Source organism: Streptomyces monomycini (assembly GCF_022271435.1).
Taxonomy (GTDB): domain Bacteria; phylum Actinomycetota; class Actinomycetes; order Streptomycetales; family Streptomycetaceae; genus Streptomyces; species Streptomyces monomycini.
This window is the reverse complement of sequence record NZ_JAFIQY010000021.1, coordinates 88555-106375: the sequence shown is the minus strand read 5'-3', so window position 1 is coordinate 106375 and position 17821 is coordinate 88555. Positions and strand designations below refer to the sequence as shown.

Here is a 17821-nt window from a genome sequence, read left to right as displayed (position 1 = left end):
CCTATTGCCTCCTGGCGATACGTCGACGGTCTAGAGTACTCATCCGGGCTGCCGGGACCAGCGTTCGGTCTCGCCGAAGAAATCCGGAATCTCCACTGCCGTGCAGCTGTCCTTCGCCGAGGTGTACACATGCATGCCCACCGCGAGATCGAGGACCCCGAGGCCGAACGGCGAGAAGATCCGGGGCTTGTCGCGTCCGAGCCGTACCTCGCCGGTCAGCACACCGGCGAGCGTGCCGTCGACGAAATCGTGATGCCCGAACTTCTGCTGCGCAAGATGCGGTGAGGTGTTCGCGGTGAGGCAGTGGTCGATATCGTCCAGTATGTTGTGGGAATTCGCGATGACGTCCGGACCGATGTCGCGCAGCGACACGTTGAGGACGTTCTGCCCCGGCGCGAAGGCGGCCTCCTCGACCACGTAGGGCTCCGCGGCCGTGGTCGCGAAGACCACGACGTCCGCGCCGTCGACCGCCTTGGCCAGCTCCGTCTCCACGGAAGCGGTCATGCCGAGTTCCCCGATGAAGTCGGCCAGCTTGGCCGCGTAGTCCGGGACCGTGTCGTGGACGGCGAACTGGCCGGTGTCCCAGCCGGCAGCCTGGAAGAACTCGACGATGTTGCGGGCGATGATGCCCGCGCCGACGACGGCTATCTTCCTGGCCGTGGTTCCGCCCTGCAGCGCCTCGGCACCGAGGACCGCCGAGGCAGCCGTCCGTGCGGCGCTGATCTGCGACGCTTCGAGGCAGGCGAAGGGATAGCCGGTCTCGTAGTCGTTCAACAGCAACGCGGCGGAGGCACGCGGCACGTTGCAGGAGACGTTGTCCGGGAAGCTGGCGATCCACTTGATACCCGCCACACCCTGCTCGCCCCCCACGTACGCGGGCAGGGCGATGATGCGGGAATTCGGCTTCTCGGGGAACCGCAGGAAGTAACTGTTCGGATTGACTGTCCGTCCTTCATGGTGCAGCAGGTAGGTGTGCCGCACCTGCCGGATGATGTCCACCCTGGAGCGGGAAATGATGCGACGGGCCTCCGAGCCGGTCACCACATGAAAAGAAAACATCTAGCTCATCTCCCTGTCTGGCCGGCGAGTTCGCCGATGGAAACAGCTTCCGGGCCGAACTTGCGGGTCACCCAGTCATCGTTGTAAACGGTATGCGTGTAACGGTCCCCGAAGTCCGGCGAGAGCGCCACCACCCGGGAATCCTCGGGGATTTTCGGGGCCGAGTGCGCCACGGCGGCCAGGACGGAGCCGGTCGAACCCCCTACGAAGACGCCCCGCTGAGCGAAGGAACGGCAGGTGCGGACGGCGTCGGCCTCGGATATGAGGATGACCTCGTCGGGTGCGTCGGGGCAGCAGATTTCCGGCTTTCTGCTGGTTCCCAGCCCGGGTATGTACCGAGGCTTCGGCGGAAATCCGAAGGTCACGGAACCCTCGGAGTCGACGGCGACGATCCGGGTGGCCGGCGAGTGCTTGCGGAAGTGCGTCAGGCAGCCCATCAGCGTTCCGGACGTTCCGACACCGATGAAGAGGTAGTCGATACGCACGATTTCACTCAGGATCGCCCTGGCAGTATATATCTCGTGCGCACGGGGGTTGGCCGGATTGGCGTACTGATTCAACCAGACCACATCGGGCTCCGCAGCCACCCGTTCCCGGATGTAGGCGATCCTCGTTCCGAGGAATCCGCCATTGGCATCGCGGCGGCTCACCTCGACCACTTCCGCGCCCAGGGCGCGCATCAAGGCGACGCTGTGCGGCGATGTATTCGGATCGGTGACACAGGTGAAGGGGTGCCCCTTGGCGGCGGCCACCAGCGCCAGCGCTACTCCGAGGCTGCCGGAGGAGGACTCGATGATCCGGTCGCCCGGTCCCGCGATCCCCGCGCGCTCCGCATCCTCGACCATGCCGAGGGCAGCCTTCAGTTTGATGGAGCCGGCCGGGTTCAGCCCTTCCAGCTTGAGGAACACTTCGCTGCCGGGCACCAGCTCGTCAAGGCGTAGGAAGACGTTGTCGATGATGGCTTCATAGATGTGGTCGAGTATCACGAAAGTCTCCTGTAGTGGGCGCGCGCCATGGCCGCGCGGAAACATCGATTCCCCTTGCCCGGTACGACTTGACGACGTCGCCGCACGGCCGGAGCCCACCGCGATGGCGTGGCCGGAGTTACACCAGGCCCGCCGCCGCGAAGGCCTCGTCGGCTCCGGGCACGTCCAGCACGCCTGCCGACGCGAAGAGCCGGACCGTGTGCCGCGCCGAGTCATGGGTATGCCGGCGGACCCGTCCGGCCGTGTAGGCATCGGCGACGACCTGCTCCACAGCGTCCTCACCCAGGCCCGCGAGGCGCAGCGAGGTGCGCACCGGCGCCAGGTCCGGCGCCAGGCTGCGGGAGACCAACGCGGGCAGGCAACGCGCGGAGCGCTCGCGCATCCCCGGGTCCAGGTCGGTCCACAGCTCCTTGAAGAACCCGGAGAAGTAGGCGTGGTGCCGGCCTTCGTCCTCGGCGTGGTCGCCCACGATCTCCCGTACGGTGTCGACGACTTGGGGGTCCTTGGGGATGTCCTTGAGGATGGAGGTGACCAGTGTTTCGAAGACGACGACCTGCAACAGCTGAGTCAGGACCGGCTCGCCCGGCATGACCTGCGCGCCGATGCCGTCCAGTTGCTTCAGGAAGGGCGCGAAATCGTAGGCGGGCACGTCCACACCCGTGGCGCCGCGCACCTGTTCGATGGCGTCGAGACTGTACAGCGCGTGGTAGGCCTCGTCGCAGTAGATCTTGTAGGCGTCCAGTCGCATCGGGGGCCTCACCCCCAGGCCCGAGGAGCCGTTGGCGATGCGCTCGGTGGCGCGGTTCACCACGCTCGTCTCGAAGTGCATGGTGAAGTGCAGGTACTGGTAGAGGTGCCGGGTGACGATGCGGAAGCGTTCGTCGGGGCCCAGTGCCCGCACCAGGGGGTGGTCCAGATAGGGAATCAGCGCCTCGGGGAAGAGCGTCTTCCCCGCCTCCAGGTCTCGCGCTATGACGCGCCGGGGGTCTCTGCGGACACCCGCCTTCTCGTACCAGTGGTCCATCGGGGACTTCATGGGATTTCCTCTTGCCTGTGTCGTGGGACGGTGACCTGCCGCGGATCCGGCCGATCCGGGACCGCTCGCGGACCAGGGCGTTTCTGATGGATCTCCGTGGAGCACACTGAGCGGCGTTCGGTGCGTGCTCTTGGGGGTCCCCCTGCTCGAAGAACTAGGGGGAGTGCGGTGTGCAGGGGCATGCGGCGGAGCCGCCTGTCCCTCTACGCCGCGCGGCGAGTGGGGTCCCCCCTGCGCGAAGAGCTGGGGAGTGCCGGGCGTCGCGACGCGGCGGAGATCCGTCAGAAGCGCCCTAGAACGCGGCTGAGACCACCAGCCAGATGCCGATGGCACACAGCGCCCCGCCGCCCACGGTCTCCAGCGCACGGCGCCACCCGTCCCGCTTGAAGATGTTCCCGAGCCGTAGCACCAGCAGGGCGTAGGCGCACAGACACAGGAAGCTGAGGGCGATGTGGATGCCGGCCAGAGTCAAGGAGACGGGCAGGGAACCGCTTCCGGCCGGGATGAACTGCGGCAGGAACGAGGTGTAGAAGACGCCGACCTTCGGGTTGCCCAGGCTGGTGAGCGCCCCCTGGCGCCAGTTCAGCCGGGTGGGCGTGTCCAGGTCGCCGATCGGCCGGCGCGCGGAGACGATGGCACGGATCCCCAGGAAGACCAGGTAGGCGGCTCCAGCGATCTTGATCGCGGTGAACAGGGCCGGTGAGGCGGCCAGCACGGCCGACAGGCCCGCCACCGATGCCACCGCCCAGGCGACCAGGCCGATGCACACTCCTGCGGCAGTCTGCACGGCCGATCTGCCGCCGCCGTGCAGCGCGTTCCTGATGACCACCAAGGTGTCCGCGCCTGGGGACACCACGATCAGTCCGGCGACGGTGGTATAGCCGATGAGGTTGGGCATCTTGGGAGGTGCTTCCTGTCTCTGTTCTCTCGTGCTGTTGTGCCTGGAGCGGCCGGACGTCGTGCGGCGGTGGTCAGAGCCGGTCGGCCAGCCATTCCAGCGTGGACATGGCGCTGGTGAGCTTCATCCGGGCCTGCTCCCAGGCCATGGACCGGTTGCCGTCGAGTACGCTGCCGGCCACCTCCTCGCCGCGATGGGCGGGCAGGTCGTGCAGGAACCGGGCCTGCGGCCAGCGGCTCATGAGCGCGTCGTCGACGTAGAAGGGCAGGAACCTCTCCCGCCAGTCGGCGTCCGGCTTGGTGGTGCCCGTGGTCTGCCACCGGGTGGTGTAGACGAAATCGGCCTCGCCCGGGAGTTCGTCGGGCGAGTGCACCTCGGTGATGCTGGTACCGAGCCGCGCCGCCCGCTCGGCCGCGGACTGGAGGACGTCGGCCGGCAGCCCGTATCCCTTGGGGGTGGCGAGGGTGAGCGTGCAGCCGGAGAAGTGGGCGATGCCCTGGGCGAGGGCGATGGCGGTGTTGTTGCCCTCCCCCAGGTAGTGGATGCGCGCGCCGTCGACCTCGCCCCGGCACAGGGCGACCGTCGCCAGGTCGCAGATTCCCTGGGTCGGGTGCTCTTCCGCGGCCATCGCGTTGACCACGGGAATGTCACCGCTCCGGGAGATGGCCCGCAACTCGTCGAGGGGCCCGGCCGTCCTGGCGACCAGCAGGTCCAGCATGCAGCCCAGGATGCGTCCGGTGTCGGCGATCGACTCGCCGGTGTTGGTCTGGAGGTCGTTGGGACCGAAGGTGATGGGGGCGGCGCCCAGACGGACAGCGGCGGTGGTGAACGCCGTACGCGTGCGGGTGGAGGTCTTGGTGAAGAGGATGCCGGCCACCCGGCCGCTCAGCGGGCGATCGTGCGCGCCCATGTCGTGCTGGAAGTCGCAGGCGCGCCGTACGAGTTGGTGCACTTCGTCCCGGTCCAGGTCGCCCAGGGAGAAGATGCCCTTCTCCTGGGTTCCGGGCGGCAGTTCCGTCAAGAACGTGGTCATCGGTTGTCTTCCTTCACAAGGTCTCGCCCCGGCCGGGCCGGGTGGTGGTCCGGTGTGCAGCGCCATGGTGGCTGCTTCAGGCCCTGGCGTACTCCATGACTTCCTCGACGTCCTCGCAGCAGTCGCCACAGCCGGTGTTGGCCGAGGTCGCCTCACGTACGGCTGCCAGGTCGCGGCAGCCGCGGGCGACCGCCGCAACGATCTCGCTCTCCCTGACGTGGGCGCACACGCAGATCAGCGGATCGGAATCCTCGGTCACGGTCTGTTCCTCCCCGGGCCGTCTCCCGTCTCGCTTTCCAGTGCGCGGAAGGCAAGGCCCAGGATGTCCGCGAGCAGGTCGAGCTCGGACTCGCCGGTCACCAGCGGCGGGTGGATGTTGATGACGTCCGGTGCCATGCCGGTCGAGGCCACGAGCAGGCCGTGGTCGGGGTGGACGTGCGAACTCAACTGCCGGATCCTGGCGGCATGGCCGCCGGTCAGGACGATCCGGGCGGTGGCGCCCATGGCATCGTGCCGCTTGATGAGTCCGGGGTACCGGTCCGCCAGCTGTTGCAGCCGGGTGTCCAGACCGGCTTCGAGGGTGCGGACGTCGCGCTCCACGTCCTCCCACGCCTCCCAGCGGTCCAGCACGGTGTCCACCACGGCGAGCGCGTGCGGAATCCCCACGAACGTGGCGGAGTGGCTGCCCGGCGGGTAGTGCTCGGGGGACGCCAGCGGCTCCCGGGCCCAGACGGCGCTCACCGCGGCCCCGCCGTTGGTCAGGGCCTTGCTGGTCACGACGATGTCCGGGCGGACGCCGGCGCGCTGGAAGCCCCAGCGGGGGCCGACCCGGTGCATGCCCGTGAAGATCTCATCAGCGATGATCACGGCCCCCTGGGCGCGGGCGTGCTCGACGGCCGCACGCAACAGCGCGGGGTCCGGAGTCACCATTCCGCCGACGTTCTGCACGGATTCGAAGATGAACGCGGAGACCTTACGGGCGTGGGCGCGGCCGCCGACACCGCTGGTCTCGGAACCCCAACGGGTGACGGCCCGGGCGCAGCCGGTGGAGCAGTCTCCGCTGGTGTCTGCGTGCGGGCAGCGCAGGCAGTCAGGGCTGGGCAGCCGTACCACTTCCAGCCCCCAGGCAGCCAGCAGTTCGCGATAGCGCGGGCTGCTGCTGAGCATGCTGGTCACCCCGGAGCGGCCGTGGAAGGCGCCTTCGAAGACCATGACCGTGCCCGGCCCGTTGTTGCTGAAAGCAATGCGCAGCGCCGTCTCCATGCCCTGGGCGCCGCCGAGGTCGAGCTCGACCCGGCCGGGCGTTCCCAGGGCCTCGGAGCACAGCCGCTCGATGCGTTCCAGGACAGCCAGGCGCAGGTCGGACTCGCAGAACGACGGGAGGGCCGGCAGCTCCATGCAGCGGTTCAGTGCCTCCCGCAGCAGTTCACTGTCGTACCCCCAGGCCAGGGTGCCGTTGGCGGCCTCGGCGTCCAAGTAGGAACGCCCGTCGGCGGTCCGGAGGAAGCAGCCTTGGCCGCTGACGAAGCGGGGGACGTCCGCGGAACGGTAGATCAAGTTGCCGGCACCCGCGAAGGAGGGTATCCGGGTGGTCCGTGCGTCAGTGGTCAGGATGGCCACGTCTCGCCCTCCTTCGTAGGGGCCGCTGCACCGGGTGCGGCGTGCTGCCAGGCGTGGGCCGACGAGGTGGCCAGCAAGGGCAGCACCCCCGGTTCATTGCAGTCGATCCAGCCGGTGACCACCGACAGGACGTCCCAGCGGGCGCTGCCGTACGGGAGTGGGGTGCGGCCCAGTTCGGACAGCCATACGTCGATGTGCTCGGGTGCGGCGGCGGTCCTCGCCAGCTCGGCCCAGGTGTCCGTGCCCTTCTCCAGGCGGCGCAGGGAGAGAGCGAGATCCAGGTCGTGCTGGGGGATGCCGGCCTCCAGCTCCCGCAGCAGATCGTGCGTAGGGTCGCCGTCAGGTACGGGCGGCTGCCCGGGGCCGCCGGAGGTGAGCGCCTGACGGCACCAGTCCCACCCGGCCTGGTAGGAGAACAACTGGAGTTCACGGATGACGTCGGCCGGGTCGTCCGCGGTGTGCATGAAGTTGAACAGGCCGTTCACTCGCCCGATCCGGGTCCGCAGATCGGCGCCACTCGCGGCTTCGGGGTCCGCGCTGCCCTTGGCGGCCGTCAGCCGGACGCTGGCGGGCAGCCACTCCGGGCGCCGGGCGTCGCCCAGCAGCACCAGGAGGGAGGGGCCCGAGCCGAGCAGGTGGTCGACGACCGCGATGCGCTGCCGCGAGGCGGCATTGAACTGGTAGCGCCACAGCTCGCGGGTCAGCAGCGGTTCGAAACGCACGGTGGTCGCCGCCAACGGGAACCAGCCCTCCTCGGACAGCACGTCCAGGAGGCGCCGGCAACGCCGGCCGGCCACCGCGTCGGGCTTGAGCACGACGAAGGTCACAGCATGGGAGCGTGCCAGTGCCCGCATCCCCTCGAAGGAGGCCAGCCCTTCGCGCAGATAGGTGTCGTAGCGGTACAGCTCGCGCTTCTCGGGGTCGGCCGTCAGTCCGTCGAGCGCGTCGGCCGCAACTGCCGAGCGGCACGCCGCGTCAGTCGTCAGTGTCATCGAGTCTCTTTCCTCCGAGCGGGGTGGCCTCCCCGTCGACCAGCACCACCCGGCTGCCGTCGGCGTGGGTGGCGGCGTCCACCGCCAGACGTCCGGCGGCGAAGGCGCGCACCGTCCACTCCAGACACGGGCGGTCGCTCCGTTCCTTCTGGAGCAGTTCCTGCTGCCAGGCGTCCTCCACGGTGGGCCGGCGCGAGCCGACCGGCACCGGGGGGCCCATGCACAGCACGGCGCCCCCGTCCTGGGAGGCGTCGACAAGGAAGCAGGACGTCCGGGTCGTACGATGTCCGAGGCTCATGGCGAGCCGCACCGGGTCCTTGCCGGTCAGCGTCCGGCTGCCGTCGGCCGCCAGCATGCTCAGGTCGCCCGGGTGCTGGTTGACCATCCGATAGGCGTAACGATTCAGCAGCTCGCCCTCGATCCAGCGGTGGTAAGCCAGGACCACCAGGTCGAGCGGGCCGTTGCACTCCTCCCAGGAGCGCAGGCGCACGTCGAGCCGGTCGTGCCAGGAGCGGGCCCGGTCGCGGTAGCGGCGTACGGCGTCCGGGCCGGCCGCGGCCGCCTGTGACGCCGATCCGCAGTGTGCGTCGAAGTCGCCGTCCCATGCCTCCACGCCGGCCTCCCGGGCCACGTCCAAGGCCTTGACCCGCTGACCGTGGGAGGCGACCAGGCAGACGTGGAAGCGGTCCGGCTCGGCGTGCCGCAGCGACAGCAGCGTGCGCAGGTTCCCGCCGGTCGCCGAGGCCAGCACACCGATACGCAGCGGCCGTCCCGGCGCGTGCGGGCCGAGAACACGCGTCCGGCACGCCGTCCCGGTCACGACACGCTCCCCTCTGCGGAAACCGGAGCGCCGGCCAGCAGCGTCAGCACCGGGGCACAGCCGTCCCGCTCCGGATTGACCAGGTGCATATGGCGGGCGTCGGGAACGACGTGGTGGTCCGTGACGAGCCCGCGCTCGCGCCAGCCAGAGAGCTGATGTTCCGTCAGTTCTGCGGGAACCGCCTGGTCACATGCGGCCTCGAAGACGGTCAGCGACGCCAGGTCCGCCTGAGAGGGCCGGGGCGTCGCTTCCTCGGCGGTGCCCCCCGCCGCCAGATGCCCGGCGAGGAAGTGCCCGACGGCCTTGCCACCCACCTCGGCCGCGGCCGCGTAGGCCAGCTCCACGACGGGTGCCAGCAGAACCACGCGTCGCCCCGCGCCCTGCCCGGCGACAGCGGACAGGGCGAGGTGCGCTCCCGCCGAGTGTCCGACGATCGTGGCGTCCTGCCACGGCGCGCCACCGGCGTCGAGCCGGCCGAGCGCGGTACGGGCGTCCTCGGCCGCCGCCGGCCACAGACCGCCGTCCCAAGCCGGGCGGTACTCCACCACCGCGGTGGCACACCCGCGCCGCACCAGGGCGACGGCCAGCGGCTCCAGGTCGCGGGCGATCCGGTCGTGCCGCCAGAACCCCCCGTGGAAGATCACAGCCGCCGACCGGGCCGGACCCTCCGCGGGGACGTACAGGTCGACCCGCTGCCACGGCGAGTCGCCGTAGCGCAGGACGCTCTCCTGAATGGTCACAGCACTCCCAGCGCCTTCAGGCGCCCGATCCAGTGCTCGAACCGCTCGTCCGTCATCCGGACCTCGCGGCGGCGCTCCTCGCTCTCCTCCGCGGCTCCCAGCCGCCACCACACATGACCGTCGGCGCGGCGGATCATGAAGGCCCGGCTCTTGCGTGCCGGGCTCTGGATCATCAGCGAGATCGTCTCGGGCTCGGTGATGGTGGTGTGCAACTGCTCGTGGTCGAGGGTGATGCAGCGGCCCTGCGGCTCCTCGCGCACGAAGTACGGCCAGAAGCGCTCGACGTCGGCCGTCTCGTCCAGTGGCTGGTCGGTGGCGTACAGCGTGTGCCGGTAGGCGCCGCTCAGGATGTAGGCGGTGAAGCTGTAGCGGTGGTTGTGCACCCGCTCGTACTGGTCGGTATTGGCCAGCCGCAGCCGGATACGCAGGCCCTTCTCCTGGTCGTCCCAGATGACGATCTTGTCGTCCAGCGCGTGGCACTCGCACTTCTCGCGCAGCTCCGGCGTGTACCGGACCCGTTCGACGAGGGTGTTCAGGAGCTCGGGGTCGTCGCCGAGGCGGTGCGCGATGCGCTCGGTGACCTCGGCCGCGGACTCGATGTCGTCCCAGTTCACGGCCGGGAGGGACTCCATGAGCGATACCGCGGCCTGGGTGCGGTCGGTCGTCAGGCTCGTCATCACAGGACCTCCATTCCCCGCAGCCGGGTGGTGAGTTCGTCGAAGTACGCCTTGCTGATGCGCTTGCTGCCCCGGCGGGCGTCCTTCTCCTTGTCCTCGCCGTAGCGCCACCACACCCGGCCGGTCTCCCGCTCGGTTATCAGCGAACGCTCCTTCTCCGCGGGGCCGCGCAGGAAGAGGGAGACGGTGTCGGGGGTGGTGTAGGTGGTGTGGATCTCCGAATGGTGCAGCGTGTAGCAGTTGCCGGGGATCTCGTTGGTGACGAACCGGGGGATCACCCGCAGGTCGGAGTCCCTGGCGTCGAAGTCGTCCTGGGCGTCCTCCGGGATCCGCTCGTCGGGACGGCCCACCAGCTGGTGGCGGACGTGGCGGTAGTGGCCGCGCAGGATGAGCGAGGTGAAGGTGAAGCGGTGGTCGTGCGGACGGTCGCGGTGGTCCTCGGTGGAGACGTGCACCCGGATACGGAAGCCACGGTCCAGGGCGTCATAGATCACCAGCTTGTCCAGCAGCCGATGGTGTTCGCACTTGTCGAAGAGGTCCTCCTCCTCACGGGCGCGCTCCAGCAAGTGCGTCATGGTCTGCTTGTCCTCGGCGAGAGCGGTGAGGATCTCGTGGGTCTGGGCCCGCGCCTTGTGCAGGTCCGACCAGTCGATGGTCAGCCGGTCCAGTTCGTCAAGCATCGCTTTCTCCTGTGTTCGCCTTGAGGGTGCTGTTCGAGGGGAGCGCCGGCGCCTCGGCGTGCACGGTGCTCACCGCCGCACGGTCAGCGCGTCCGCCCGCAGCCCCGGGTCGGCCGCCTGGGTGCCGAAGGCACGGTGCGCCGTGCCGCTGATCAGTTGCCACAGCGGCTGGTCGTCCACTCCCTGTGCCTGGGCGTTGCGGACCTGCCGCGCCAGGGGCTGGGAACCGGCCGCGACAATGCCTCCGTCCTGGTACCAGAGCCCGTTGTCCTCGGTCTGGTGCAATGCCTGACCGCCGATGCGCGCGGAGTCGCAGCGGTCGGTCATCAGCATGGTGTTGGCATGGCCCATCAGCTCGGCGGCACGCGTGGCGATGGAGAGGTCGACATGCTCGCCGTCGAAGTTGATGCAGGCCGCGATACGCCCGGCGGCCGCCTCGTTCATGATGGCGGCGGGCACCGGGCCGGCGATCTCGCTCATGTCGGCCAGCGTCCAGCCGGGCAGGTCGTACGCGGCCAGCGTGGCCTCGCGCTTGGCCCGGGCGACCGAGGTGCGGAAGGCGTGCTTGATGTTCAGCGGCATGTCGTTGAACAGGTGGTCGGTGATCACTCGGGCCCCGGCACCCGTCCACTCGCTCTCCCAGGCGATGTCGACGATGTCCCGGACGAGTTCGGCGCTGGCCGCGGGATCCGCCCGGGTGAAGTGTCCGAGCGCGGGCCGCACCCCGTGGGCCAGCAGCACCGGGATGATCCAGTCGAGCCCCGGGTGCCGGTCGTCGAGGTTGTCGTACAGACCCGAGGCGGTGGTGAAGGCATCGGGTGACATCACGGTGTAGACGAGTCCGAGGTCGCCGAGGGCGGCCAGGCGCTCCCACTCGTGGCGGGTGGGTGCCCAGACGGTCGCCGCGGGAGTCCCACCGTGGCTGGCGAGCAGCGGCCCTTCCAGCGCGATGCCGGGTATGTGCGGCAGCTTGCCGTTGCGGCGCAGGTCGGCGTACCGCTTCATGAACCACTCGAACTTCGCGAGGGCGGACCTGTGGAGGTAGAGCGTGGGTATGCACACCACGCCTTCCTCCGCGGACCTGCGGTCCAGCAGTTGGAGATCCAGCTGGGAGAATTCCGAGAAATCCACTTCGCCGAAACCGTGACAGTGCACCTCTACCGGGAGGGCTGGAGTCTCAATCATGAGCCGTCAATCTCTCTTTCAATTCCTGATCCCGTAGGCATGCAGTTCCTCGAGCGCGCGCGCATCGTCGAACGCGCCGAGCGACTCGAAGTAGCGCACGGTCTGCTGGGACATGGCGGCAAGGTGCTGGCTGAGGATTTCCGGCCGGTAGGTCTCCGCCACGACGCGGTGCGCGTCGTCCACGCCGAGTCCGTAGCCGATCAGTTCCTCCCTGATCGCGGGCAGGTCCGGGTGGAGGAACATGGCGATGAGCCGGGGCACCAGCCGCGCCACGGCACGCCGTTCGGCCGGCGACAGCTGCCCCCACATCCGACGCAAGAACATGGCGAAGTACGCGTGATGACGCCCCTCGTCACCCGCGTGGTCGCGTACGGTCCCCGAGACCGCGGCGACCACTTCGGAACTGTCGGGAACCTCGGCGAGGCTCGCGGAGATCAGGGTCTCCGACACCACCACGAACAGCAGTTCGGTCAGCACGCCGTCGGCGGCCGAACGTTCGTCGAGCAGCCGGTGGAGCCGGTCCAGGAAGAACGGCTGCCGCGGCAGACGCGGGGCGATCCCGGTCCGCCGCTCCACCTGTCGCGCCAGATCGACCGAGAACAGCGTGTGGTACGCCTCGTCGCAGTAGATCTTGTACGCGTCGAACCTCATCTCGTCCGGGAGTTCCACGCCGACGGAGCCCTGCGCGATCGACAGGACCGTCCGGTTGACCACCAGGGATTCCAGCTTCGCCGTGAAGTCCAGGTAGCGGTACAGGTGCTGGACCAGGATCTCCTCCTGAACCGCCTCGGACAGCTCCCGCACCAGCGGGTGCTGGGTGATGGGGACGAGCTCAGGGGGGAAGTAGTGGCGGCCGGTCTCGTCCTCCCGCAAGGTCCGGCGCGGTGACTGCCGCACGGCGGCGCGTTCGTGCCAGTTACGGAAAGGGCTGCGGTAGTCGAGTGGGGGCGTGGACGGCTCAAGGGCGTCTTCGGCGGCCACCCTTCGGAGCAGCATCTGCTTCGGGCACTGGGTCAGCGCCGCACAGCCCACGAACATGCCTGCTGTTCCGCACACGGGGGACCTCCCTTCACCCTCCCGGCCTCGGCCCGCCACCGCGTACGGGACCTGCGGGGCGCCGGCAGGTGAGCCACAGCCGTGGTCACCGTGTCCACCGGCAGGTCGGTGCGTCCCCCGTGCGGGGCAGGAGCCCCACCAGTGACGATCACGGTCCGGCCGCTTCCACCATGCCGCTGTCGGCGAGCTGGGCGAGCAGCTCGCCGATGTCCTGTGCGGCGACCTCCACGGAGACGTCGTATTCCGCGGCGAGCTGCTCGGCGATGCCCTGGACGGTCGCCGAGCCGTCGACCCGCCGGAAGACGAAGGCGCCCAGCTCGTCGAGTTCCACGGCATGCGGTCCGCTGGCGACGAGGAGCTTGCCCCGGAACTTGCGCATCCGCGCCGTCAGGCTGCGCCGCGGTACCGCCTCGGGTCCGAAGGGGTGCGGTTCCGCCATCAGATCTCCACCTCCAGGGACAGGTCCTTGCAGAACTGGGCCGTCCGGCGCACCCATGCGTCAGGGTGCTTCGGGTCCAGGTCGGCCATGGTCTGAAGGGCCCAGTACCGCTCGAAGGGCAGCGCGTCGAGAGCCGCTTCCCGCACCCGGCGGGCACGCCACTTGGGGGTGTTGGTGCCGTAGACACCATGGCTGTCCAAGAGGGCGTCGGTGGCCTGCTCGAAGGCGAGCCGGGCAGCGAGGACGGCGCTGTGGGTGTCGCCGGCCTCCAGCATGCCGAGGGCCTGCTCGACCTTGCCGTCCGACTCGGACAGGGAGCGGGTCGCCACGAAGGCCCGGTAGGCGGAATCGCGCAGCTGCTCCGCGCGCTGCTCCAGCCACTCCGCGCCGACCAGTGCCACCCCGTCGACCAGACGCTCCAGGAACAGCTCTTCCTGTGAGGTGAGAACGCGCAGCGAGGACTCACCGGAGTCGAACGCCTCCCAGGTGACCTTGCCGAGCACCTGGTCGACCTGGGCGTCGGTCCAGTACGTCACCTCGTACCGCTGGTCGTCGTCGGCGAACTCCACGGTGGTGACGGTGTCCGGGGTGAGCGGCATCGCCATCGCCCGGCCACCCGGCACCCGGCAGGGGGCCTTGGTGAGGACATAGAGGTCGTAGTCGCTCGCGGCGTGGGCCCAGCCTCGGGTGACCGAGCCGACCACCACTACGGCGAGCGGGTCTTCGGGGACCAGTTCCTTGTGCTGGAGAACGTCCAGGCACCCGTCCAAGTCCGATTTCACGACCAGCTCCTGTCCTCGTGTACGCGCTGTGGTTCTATGACGCTCTGGGAAATGGCGTCGCCCGGTGAGCCCTCAGGGGCGAAGGGGGCGGCCGGCCGGGGCGGCCGTCTTTCGCCGTGCGCTGCCGGGCCGGCCACCATCGTCACGACGCCGCCGCGTCCACGGTCGCCACGATTCCGAACTCCATGGCTTCGACGAGCTGATCGTGCACGGCCTCCAGGCTGCACCCGAGCCCGTCGAGCACCTCGCTGATCGTTCGCTCGCCGTCCAGGGCGCGCAACACGGCGGGCCACTGGGGCAGCTCGTCCTCGTCCAGGACGTACTCGATCTCGCCGTCGATGGTGACGTACCACACCGACGGTTCGGCGGGGTCCTTGAGCAGCAGCACGTTGCCCGCGAGGGCCGCGACGGCCCCCGCGTCGACGGGCGTCTGCTGTACGACCTCGGCCTTGACCTTCTCCGCGTCGGTGTCCCAGTCCACGACCGGAACCGACCGTGGCACGGGCGACTTGGCGACCTGGACGTGCGGGGCGGGCAGCGAGGCGGCCATCTGCTCCAGCAGGCCGAGGTTGACCGCCGACAGCAGGAACTCCACGTACCCGGAGGAGGGGTCGGCCTGCAGTTGCCGGAGGGTGGCCCGCAGGTTGTCCGCGTCCAGGAACTGCCTGGCCCCGGGCCCGCTGAGCGCCTCTTCCAGCAACCGGCCGCCGTCCTGGGCGAGCATGGCGCCGAAGGCGCGGTAGGTGTGCCGGACACCTTCACCGTAGAAGAAGGGCCCCTTGGGCCGCCGCACCAGCTCGTCGGGAAGATGGCCGACCAGGGAGCGGCGCAGGATCTGCTTGTCCCAGATCAGACGCGGGCGCAGTGCCTCGGGGACCGCGGCCACCAGCTCGATGAGGCGGTGGTCCAGGAAGGGAACCCGGGCCTCGATGCCGTTACCCGCGGCCGACCGGTCTTCGTGCCAGCAGTTGTACTGCTGCACGTCACGGTACTTCCAGCGGAACAGCGCCTCGTACGGCTCGTGCGCCGGGTGCCCCGCGGCCTCGCGCAGCACCTCGGGCCTCACCAGCGACAGGCCCGGCACATCCCACCAGGCACCCAGTTCGGGGCTGCGGTACTGGTCGCGGCGGACCGCCATGCGCTGGAGGTTGCCCATGAAGTCGGGCCACTCGCCGCCACCGGCGATGCCCTTCGAGTAGCCGCCGTTGAACTCGTCGGCGCCCCCGCCCAGAAGCATGGCCTTGATGTGCGGCGTCTGCTCCCGGACGTAGCGGTACATCTCATGCTTGTAGAAGGCCTCGGGCCCGGCCAGCGGCGTCTGCATCAGCCAGACGAACCGCTTCCACTCCTCCACACCGGGCACGTCGTCGCTACGGAAGAGGACCTGGTGGTTGGCCAGTCCCAGGGAGCGGGCGGTGCGGTGCCCCCACTCGGCGTCGCCGTTGGCGAGCGTGCTGCCGTTCAGTGCCGTGAAGGTCTGCGGCTTGCCGGTGGCCAGTGCGGCCACCGCGGCGGAGTCGATGCCTCCGCTGAGGAAAAGTCCGATCTCTACATCGGCCATCTCGCAGTCGTCCACCGAGGAAGCCAGCAGGTCGCCGTAGCCACGCACCAATTCCTCTTCGGAAGCCGTCTGCGAGGGGTCGAACTCGGGGAACGACCAGTAGCGGTGCGTGGTGCGCTCGCCGGACCGCAGGTCGAAGGAGACCACACAGCCGGCCGGAGCGAGCTCGACGCCCTTGAACCACGAATGGGCCGGGCTCTCGTCGAATGCCGGAGCCCGCGTCATCGACTGGTCCCGCAGTGCGCGCTCCCAGTCCAGCTCACGAGGGCAGGCGGGGTCCTCGAACAGCGCCTTGACCTCGGAGCCGAAGACGACCCGCTCGTCGTTCTGATGGTAGAAAACGGGTTTCACGCCGAAACGGTCACGGGCCAGCAACAGCCGGTCCCGGGTGCGGTCGTACAAGGCGAAGGCGAACATCCCCCGCACCTTGTCCAGGAAGCGCAGTCCGTCGCGACGGTAGAGATGCAGCAGCACCTCGCAATCGGAACGGGTCCGCAGCCGCGTGCCGCTCGGAAGCGTGGCCTCCAGTTCCTTGTGGTTGTAGATCTCGCCATTGGCGATCAGAACCAGGTCGTCGTCCTCGGTCCGCAGCGGCTGGTCACCGCCGGCCAGGTCCACCAATGACAGCCGTACAAAACCGAATCCGACCGATCCTGACCGGTAATAGGCCTCCCCATCGGGGCCGCGATGCGCTATGGTCTGGACCATTCGTCGGAGCTGGGAGTCCGCAGCGCCATCCAGCGCCCTGCCGCCCAATCGAGCGATACCGCTCAGACCACACATCGTTACCTCGCTCGTTTCAGCTACTGATTTCCCACCGCCAGGAGCGGCGCCCCACAGCGACCGGACGCCACTCCTGGCAAGGTGAAGCAGAACGCATTGAAGGGGTCACACCTCAAGGCCACGGCCCTGAGGTGTGACCCCTTTGCGTGATCAGACCACTGCGGGTCAGACCACCGCACCCAGAACGGTGCCCTGGTTGACCGTCTTGGCCTCCGGCTTGTTGTACTTGCGCATGGTGATTCACCCCCTTCCCGAGACAGGCGGATGTCCTCCGGATTCACGGATTCCGAATTTGCCCCAGCGGACCGTGACGGGCACCAAAAGGACCACATCACATTGCCTTTTCAGGCTTACGCCCCCTCGTGCACAGTCGGTTTCGGCGACTGGTGGACTTCCTGGTGCGACGTTGACGAGAACAGAACAGCGGATCTTGGCGAACCGCGTCAACAATCATGCATGTGATGTAGACCACAAAGGTTCATTCCCCAACTACCGCTACTATGCGTCGAGTTCATCTGCTATCCGTGTCGACGCACACGCTGTGAGCTCCCTTTTCAGCCATGCGGCGGCCTTCTCCTCGCCGTAGTCGGACCAGAAGGGCGCCCCTACGAAGCTCATGTCGAGCCTGTGGCTACAAAGCCCCGCAACCTCTCACCCCGTGACGTGATTTCGTCTCTCATCGGGTCGGCTGCTCGCTGATCAAGCGCCGCTGAAGCATCACGTGCCGAAAACACTGGAGGAATTTTGGCCAGCTCCCCCCAGCCCCGTCCCGCCGGCTTTCCCCTGCCCACCGAGTTCGAAGCCATCGTGTTCGACTGCGACGGGCTGCTCGTCGACACCGAAACCTGCTGGTCGCGGGCCGAAAGCGCGCTCTTTCGCGAGCACGGCCACCCCTTCGGCACGACCCAGAAGCAGCTGGTGATCGGCCGGACCGTGGAGGGCGTCGGCGAGGTGATGGCCGCATACTTCGACCGGCCCGGTGACGGAAAGGTGCTGGCCAGCCAGTTGCTGGACGGCGTACGACGGGAGTTGGCCGGCGGAGCGGCTGCGCTGCCCGGCGCTGCGGACCTGGTCCGGACCTGTGCAGAACGACTTCCCGTCGCCGTGGCCAGTAACAGCCCCCGGTCACTTCTGGACACCGCCCTGGAGAGCTCGGGCCTGGCCGATCTGCTGCCGGTGTCGTTCGCGGCCGACGAAGTACCGACTCCGAAACCCGCGCCCGACCTGTATCTCGCCGCCTGCGAGGCACTCGGCGCCGCCCCCACCGCCTGTGTCGCCTTCGAGGACTCCAACACCGGCATCCGCGCGGCACGCGCCGCGGGGCTGCGCCTGGTCACCGTGCCGTCGCTGGCCGGCCAGGACCTGGATCACGACTGGCTGCTGGGTTCCCTGGCCGACCCCGGTCTCCACGCCTGGGCCCGCGCACTGCGCCAGACGGTCACCCACCCGGTCGACTGAGGGTCGGACCGGCACG

The 17821-nt window shown here is 68.9% G+C and carries 18 protein-coding genes; 1 reads left to right on the top strand and 17 read right to left on the bottom strand.

Annotated elements, in window-relative coordinates; translation table 11 throughout:
• Window positions 1-39: 39 nt before the first annotated feature.
• From sbnB to asnB, 17 genes are all read right to left on the bottom strand, one after another.
• Window positions 40-1059, bottom strand: a complete 1020-nt coding sequence (gene sbnB / locus JXZ78_RS23195) for a 2,3-diaminopropionate biosynthesis protein SbnB (protein ID WP_030020013.1) — start codon at window positions 1057-1059, stop codon at window positions 40-42.
• Between the two features lie 5 nt (window positions 1060-1064).
• Window positions 1065-2045: a 2,3-diaminopropionate biosynthesis protein SbnA gene (gene sbnA / locus JXZ78_RS23190; RefSeq protein ID WP_030020012.1), complete on the bottom strand. Its 981-nt coding sequence runs from the start codon at window positions 2043-2045 to the stop codon at window positions 1065-1067.
• A 118-nt stretch (window positions 2046-2163) separates the two neighbouring features.
• Window positions 2164-3081, bottom strand: coding sequence for a diiron oxygenase (locus tag JXZ78_RS23185; RefSeq protein ID WP_030020011.1), 918 nt, complete (start codon window positions 3079-3081; stop codon window positions 2164-2166).
• 292 nt (window positions 3082-3373) lie between these two features.
• Window positions 3374-3979: a LysE family translocator gene (locus JXZ78_RS23180; protein ID WP_030020010.1), complete on the bottom strand. Its 606-nt coding sequence runs from the start codon at window positions 3977-3979 to the stop codon at window positions 3374-3376.
• A 73-nt stretch (window positions 3980-4052) separates the two neighbouring features.
• Window positions 4053-5012, bottom strand: a complete 960-nt coding sequence (locus JXZ78_RS23175; protein ID WP_030020009.1) for an ornithine carbamoyltransferase — start codon at window positions 5010-5012, stop codon at window positions 4053-4055.
• 76 nt (window positions 5013-5088) lie between these two features.
• Window positions 5089-5271, bottom strand: a complete 183-nt coding sequence (locus JXZ78_RS23170) for a (2Fe-2S)-binding protein (RefSeq protein WP_030020008.1) — start codon at window positions 5269-5271, stop codon at window positions 5089-5091.
• The gene (locus JXZ78_RS23165) at window positions 5268-6632 is read right to left on the bottom strand and encodes an aminotransferase class III-fold pyridoxal phosphate-dependent enzyme (protein WP_030020007.1); all 1365 of its coding nucleotides are present in this window, start codon (window positions 6630-6632) and stop codon (window positions 5268-5270) included. Before JXZ78_RS23165 ends, JXZ78_RS23170 begins: the two co-directional genes overlap by 4 nt.
• A complete protein-coding gene (locus tag JXZ78_RS23160) occupies window positions 6620-7624 on the bottom strand; it encodes a nucleoside-diphosphate kinase (protein WP_050502443.1) in 1005 nt (334 codons plus the stop codon). Before JXZ78_RS23160 ends, JXZ78_RS23165 begins: the two co-directional genes overlap by 13 nt.
• Entirely contained in the window at window positions 7608-8444 is an 837-nt protein-coding gene (locus JXZ78_RS23155) for a methionyl-tRNA formyltransferase (protein WP_050502442.1), read from the bottom strand. Before JXZ78_RS23155 ends, JXZ78_RS23160 begins: the two co-directional genes overlap by 17 nt.
• Window positions 8441-9184, bottom strand: coding sequence for an alpha/beta hydrolase (locus JXZ78_RS23150; RefSeq protein WP_050502441.1), 744 nt, complete (start codon window positions 9182-9184; stop codon window positions 8441-8443). The genes JXZ78_RS23155 and JXZ78_RS23150 overlap by 4 nt, the downstream gene beginning before the upstream one ends.
• Window positions 9181-9861, bottom strand: a complete 681-nt coding sequence (locus JXZ78_RS23145; protein ID WP_030020003.1) for a hypothetical protein — start codon at window positions 9859-9861, stop codon at window positions 9181-9183. Before JXZ78_RS23145 ends, JXZ78_RS23150 begins: the two co-directional genes overlap by 4 nt.
• Complete coding sequence (locus tag JXZ78_RS23140; protein ID WP_030020002.1) at window positions 9861-10541, bottom strand: hypothetical protein; 681 nt, start codon at window positions 10539-10541, stop codon at window positions 9861-9863. The genes JXZ78_RS23145 and JXZ78_RS23140 overlap by 1 nt, the downstream gene beginning before the upstream one ends.
• Window positions 10542-10610: 69 nt before the next feature.
• Window positions 10611-11726, bottom strand: coding sequence for an amidohydrolase family protein (locus tag JXZ78_RS23135; protein WP_238783313.1), 1116 nt, complete (start codon window positions 11724-11726; stop codon window positions 10611-10613).
• An 18-nt stretch (window positions 11727-11744) separates the two neighbouring features.
• On the bottom strand, window positions 11745-12782 hold the full coding sequence (locus JXZ78_RS23130; RefSeq protein ID WP_030020000.1) for a diiron oxygenase: 1038 nt from the start codon (window positions 12780-12782) through the stop codon (window positions 11745-11747).
• Between the two features lie 148 nt (window positions 12783-12930).
• Window positions 12931-13221, bottom strand: a complete 291-nt coding sequence (locus tag JXZ78_RS23125) for a PqqD family protein (RefSeq protein WP_030019999.1) — start codon at window positions 13219-13221, stop codon at window positions 12931-12933.
• Window positions 13221-14003: a nucleotidyltransferase domain-containing protein gene (locus JXZ78_RS23120; RefSeq protein ID WP_030019998.1), complete on the bottom strand. Its 783-nt coding sequence runs from the start codon at window positions 14001-14003 to the stop codon at window positions 13221-13223. The genes JXZ78_RS23125 and JXZ78_RS23120 overlap by 1 nt, the downstream gene beginning before the upstream one ends.
• A gap of 142 nt (window positions 14004-14145) precedes the next feature.
• Complete coding sequence (gene asnB / locus JXZ78_RS23115) at window positions 14146-16347, bottom strand: asparagine synthase (glutamine-hydrolyzing) (protein WP_030019997.1); 2202 nt, start codon at window positions 16345-16347, stop codon at window positions 14146-14148.
• Between the two features lie 744 nt (window positions 16348-17091).
• Here asnB and JXZ78_RS23110 point away from each other — a divergent pair.
• Window positions 17092-17805: an HAD family hydrolase gene (locus JXZ78_RS23110; RefSeq protein ID WP_238783312.1), complete on the top strand. Its 714-nt coding sequence runs from the start codon at window positions 17092-17094 to the stop codon at window positions 17803-17805.
• The last annotated feature ends 16 nt before the right edge of the window (window positions 17806-17821 follow it).

Excerpts from the sequence above, each read along its gene's own strand:
- sbnB (WP_030020013.1), bottom strand. The coding sequence starts at position 1,059 with ATGTTTTCTTTTCATGTGGTGACCGGCTCGGAGGCCCGTCGCATCATT.
- JXZ78_RS23185 (WP_030020011.1), bottom strand. The coding sequence starts at position 3,081 with ATGAAGTCCCCGATGGACCACTGGTACGAGAAGGCGGGTGTCCGCAGA.
- JXZ78_RS23180 (WP_030020010.1), bottom strand. The coding sequence starts at position 3,979 with ATGCCCAACCTCATCGGCTATACCACCGTCGCCGGACTGATCGTGGTG.
- JXZ78_RS23175 (WP_030020009.1), bottom strand. The coding sequence starts at position 5,012 with ATGACCACGTTCTTGACGGAACTGCCGCCCGGAACCCAGGAGAAGGGC.
- JXZ78_RS23160 (WP_050502443.1), bottom strand. The coding sequence starts at position 7,624 with ATGACACTGACGACTGACGCGGCGTGCCGCTCGGCAGTTGCGGCCGAC.
- JXZ78_RS23145 (WP_030020003.1), bottom strand. The coding sequence starts at position 9,861 with ATGACGAGCCTGACGACCGACCGCACCCAGGCCGCGGTATCGCTCATG.
- JXZ78_RS23140 (WP_030020002.1), bottom strand. The coding sequence starts at position 10,541 with ATGCTTGACGAACTGGACCGGCTGACCATCGACTGGTCGGACCTGCAC.
- JXZ78_RS23135 (WP_238783313.1), bottom strand. The coding sequence starts at position 11,726 with ATGATTGAGACTCCAGCCCTCCCGGTAGAGGTGCACTGTCACGGTTTC.
- JXZ78_RS23125 (WP_030019999.1), bottom strand. The coding sequence starts at position 13,221 with ATGGCGGAACCGCACCCCTTCGGACCCGAGGCGGTACCGCGGCGCAGC.
- asnB (WP_030019997.1), bottom strand. The coding sequence starts at position 16,347 with ATGTGTGGTCTGAGCGGTATCGCTCGATTGGGCGGCAGGGCGCTGGAT.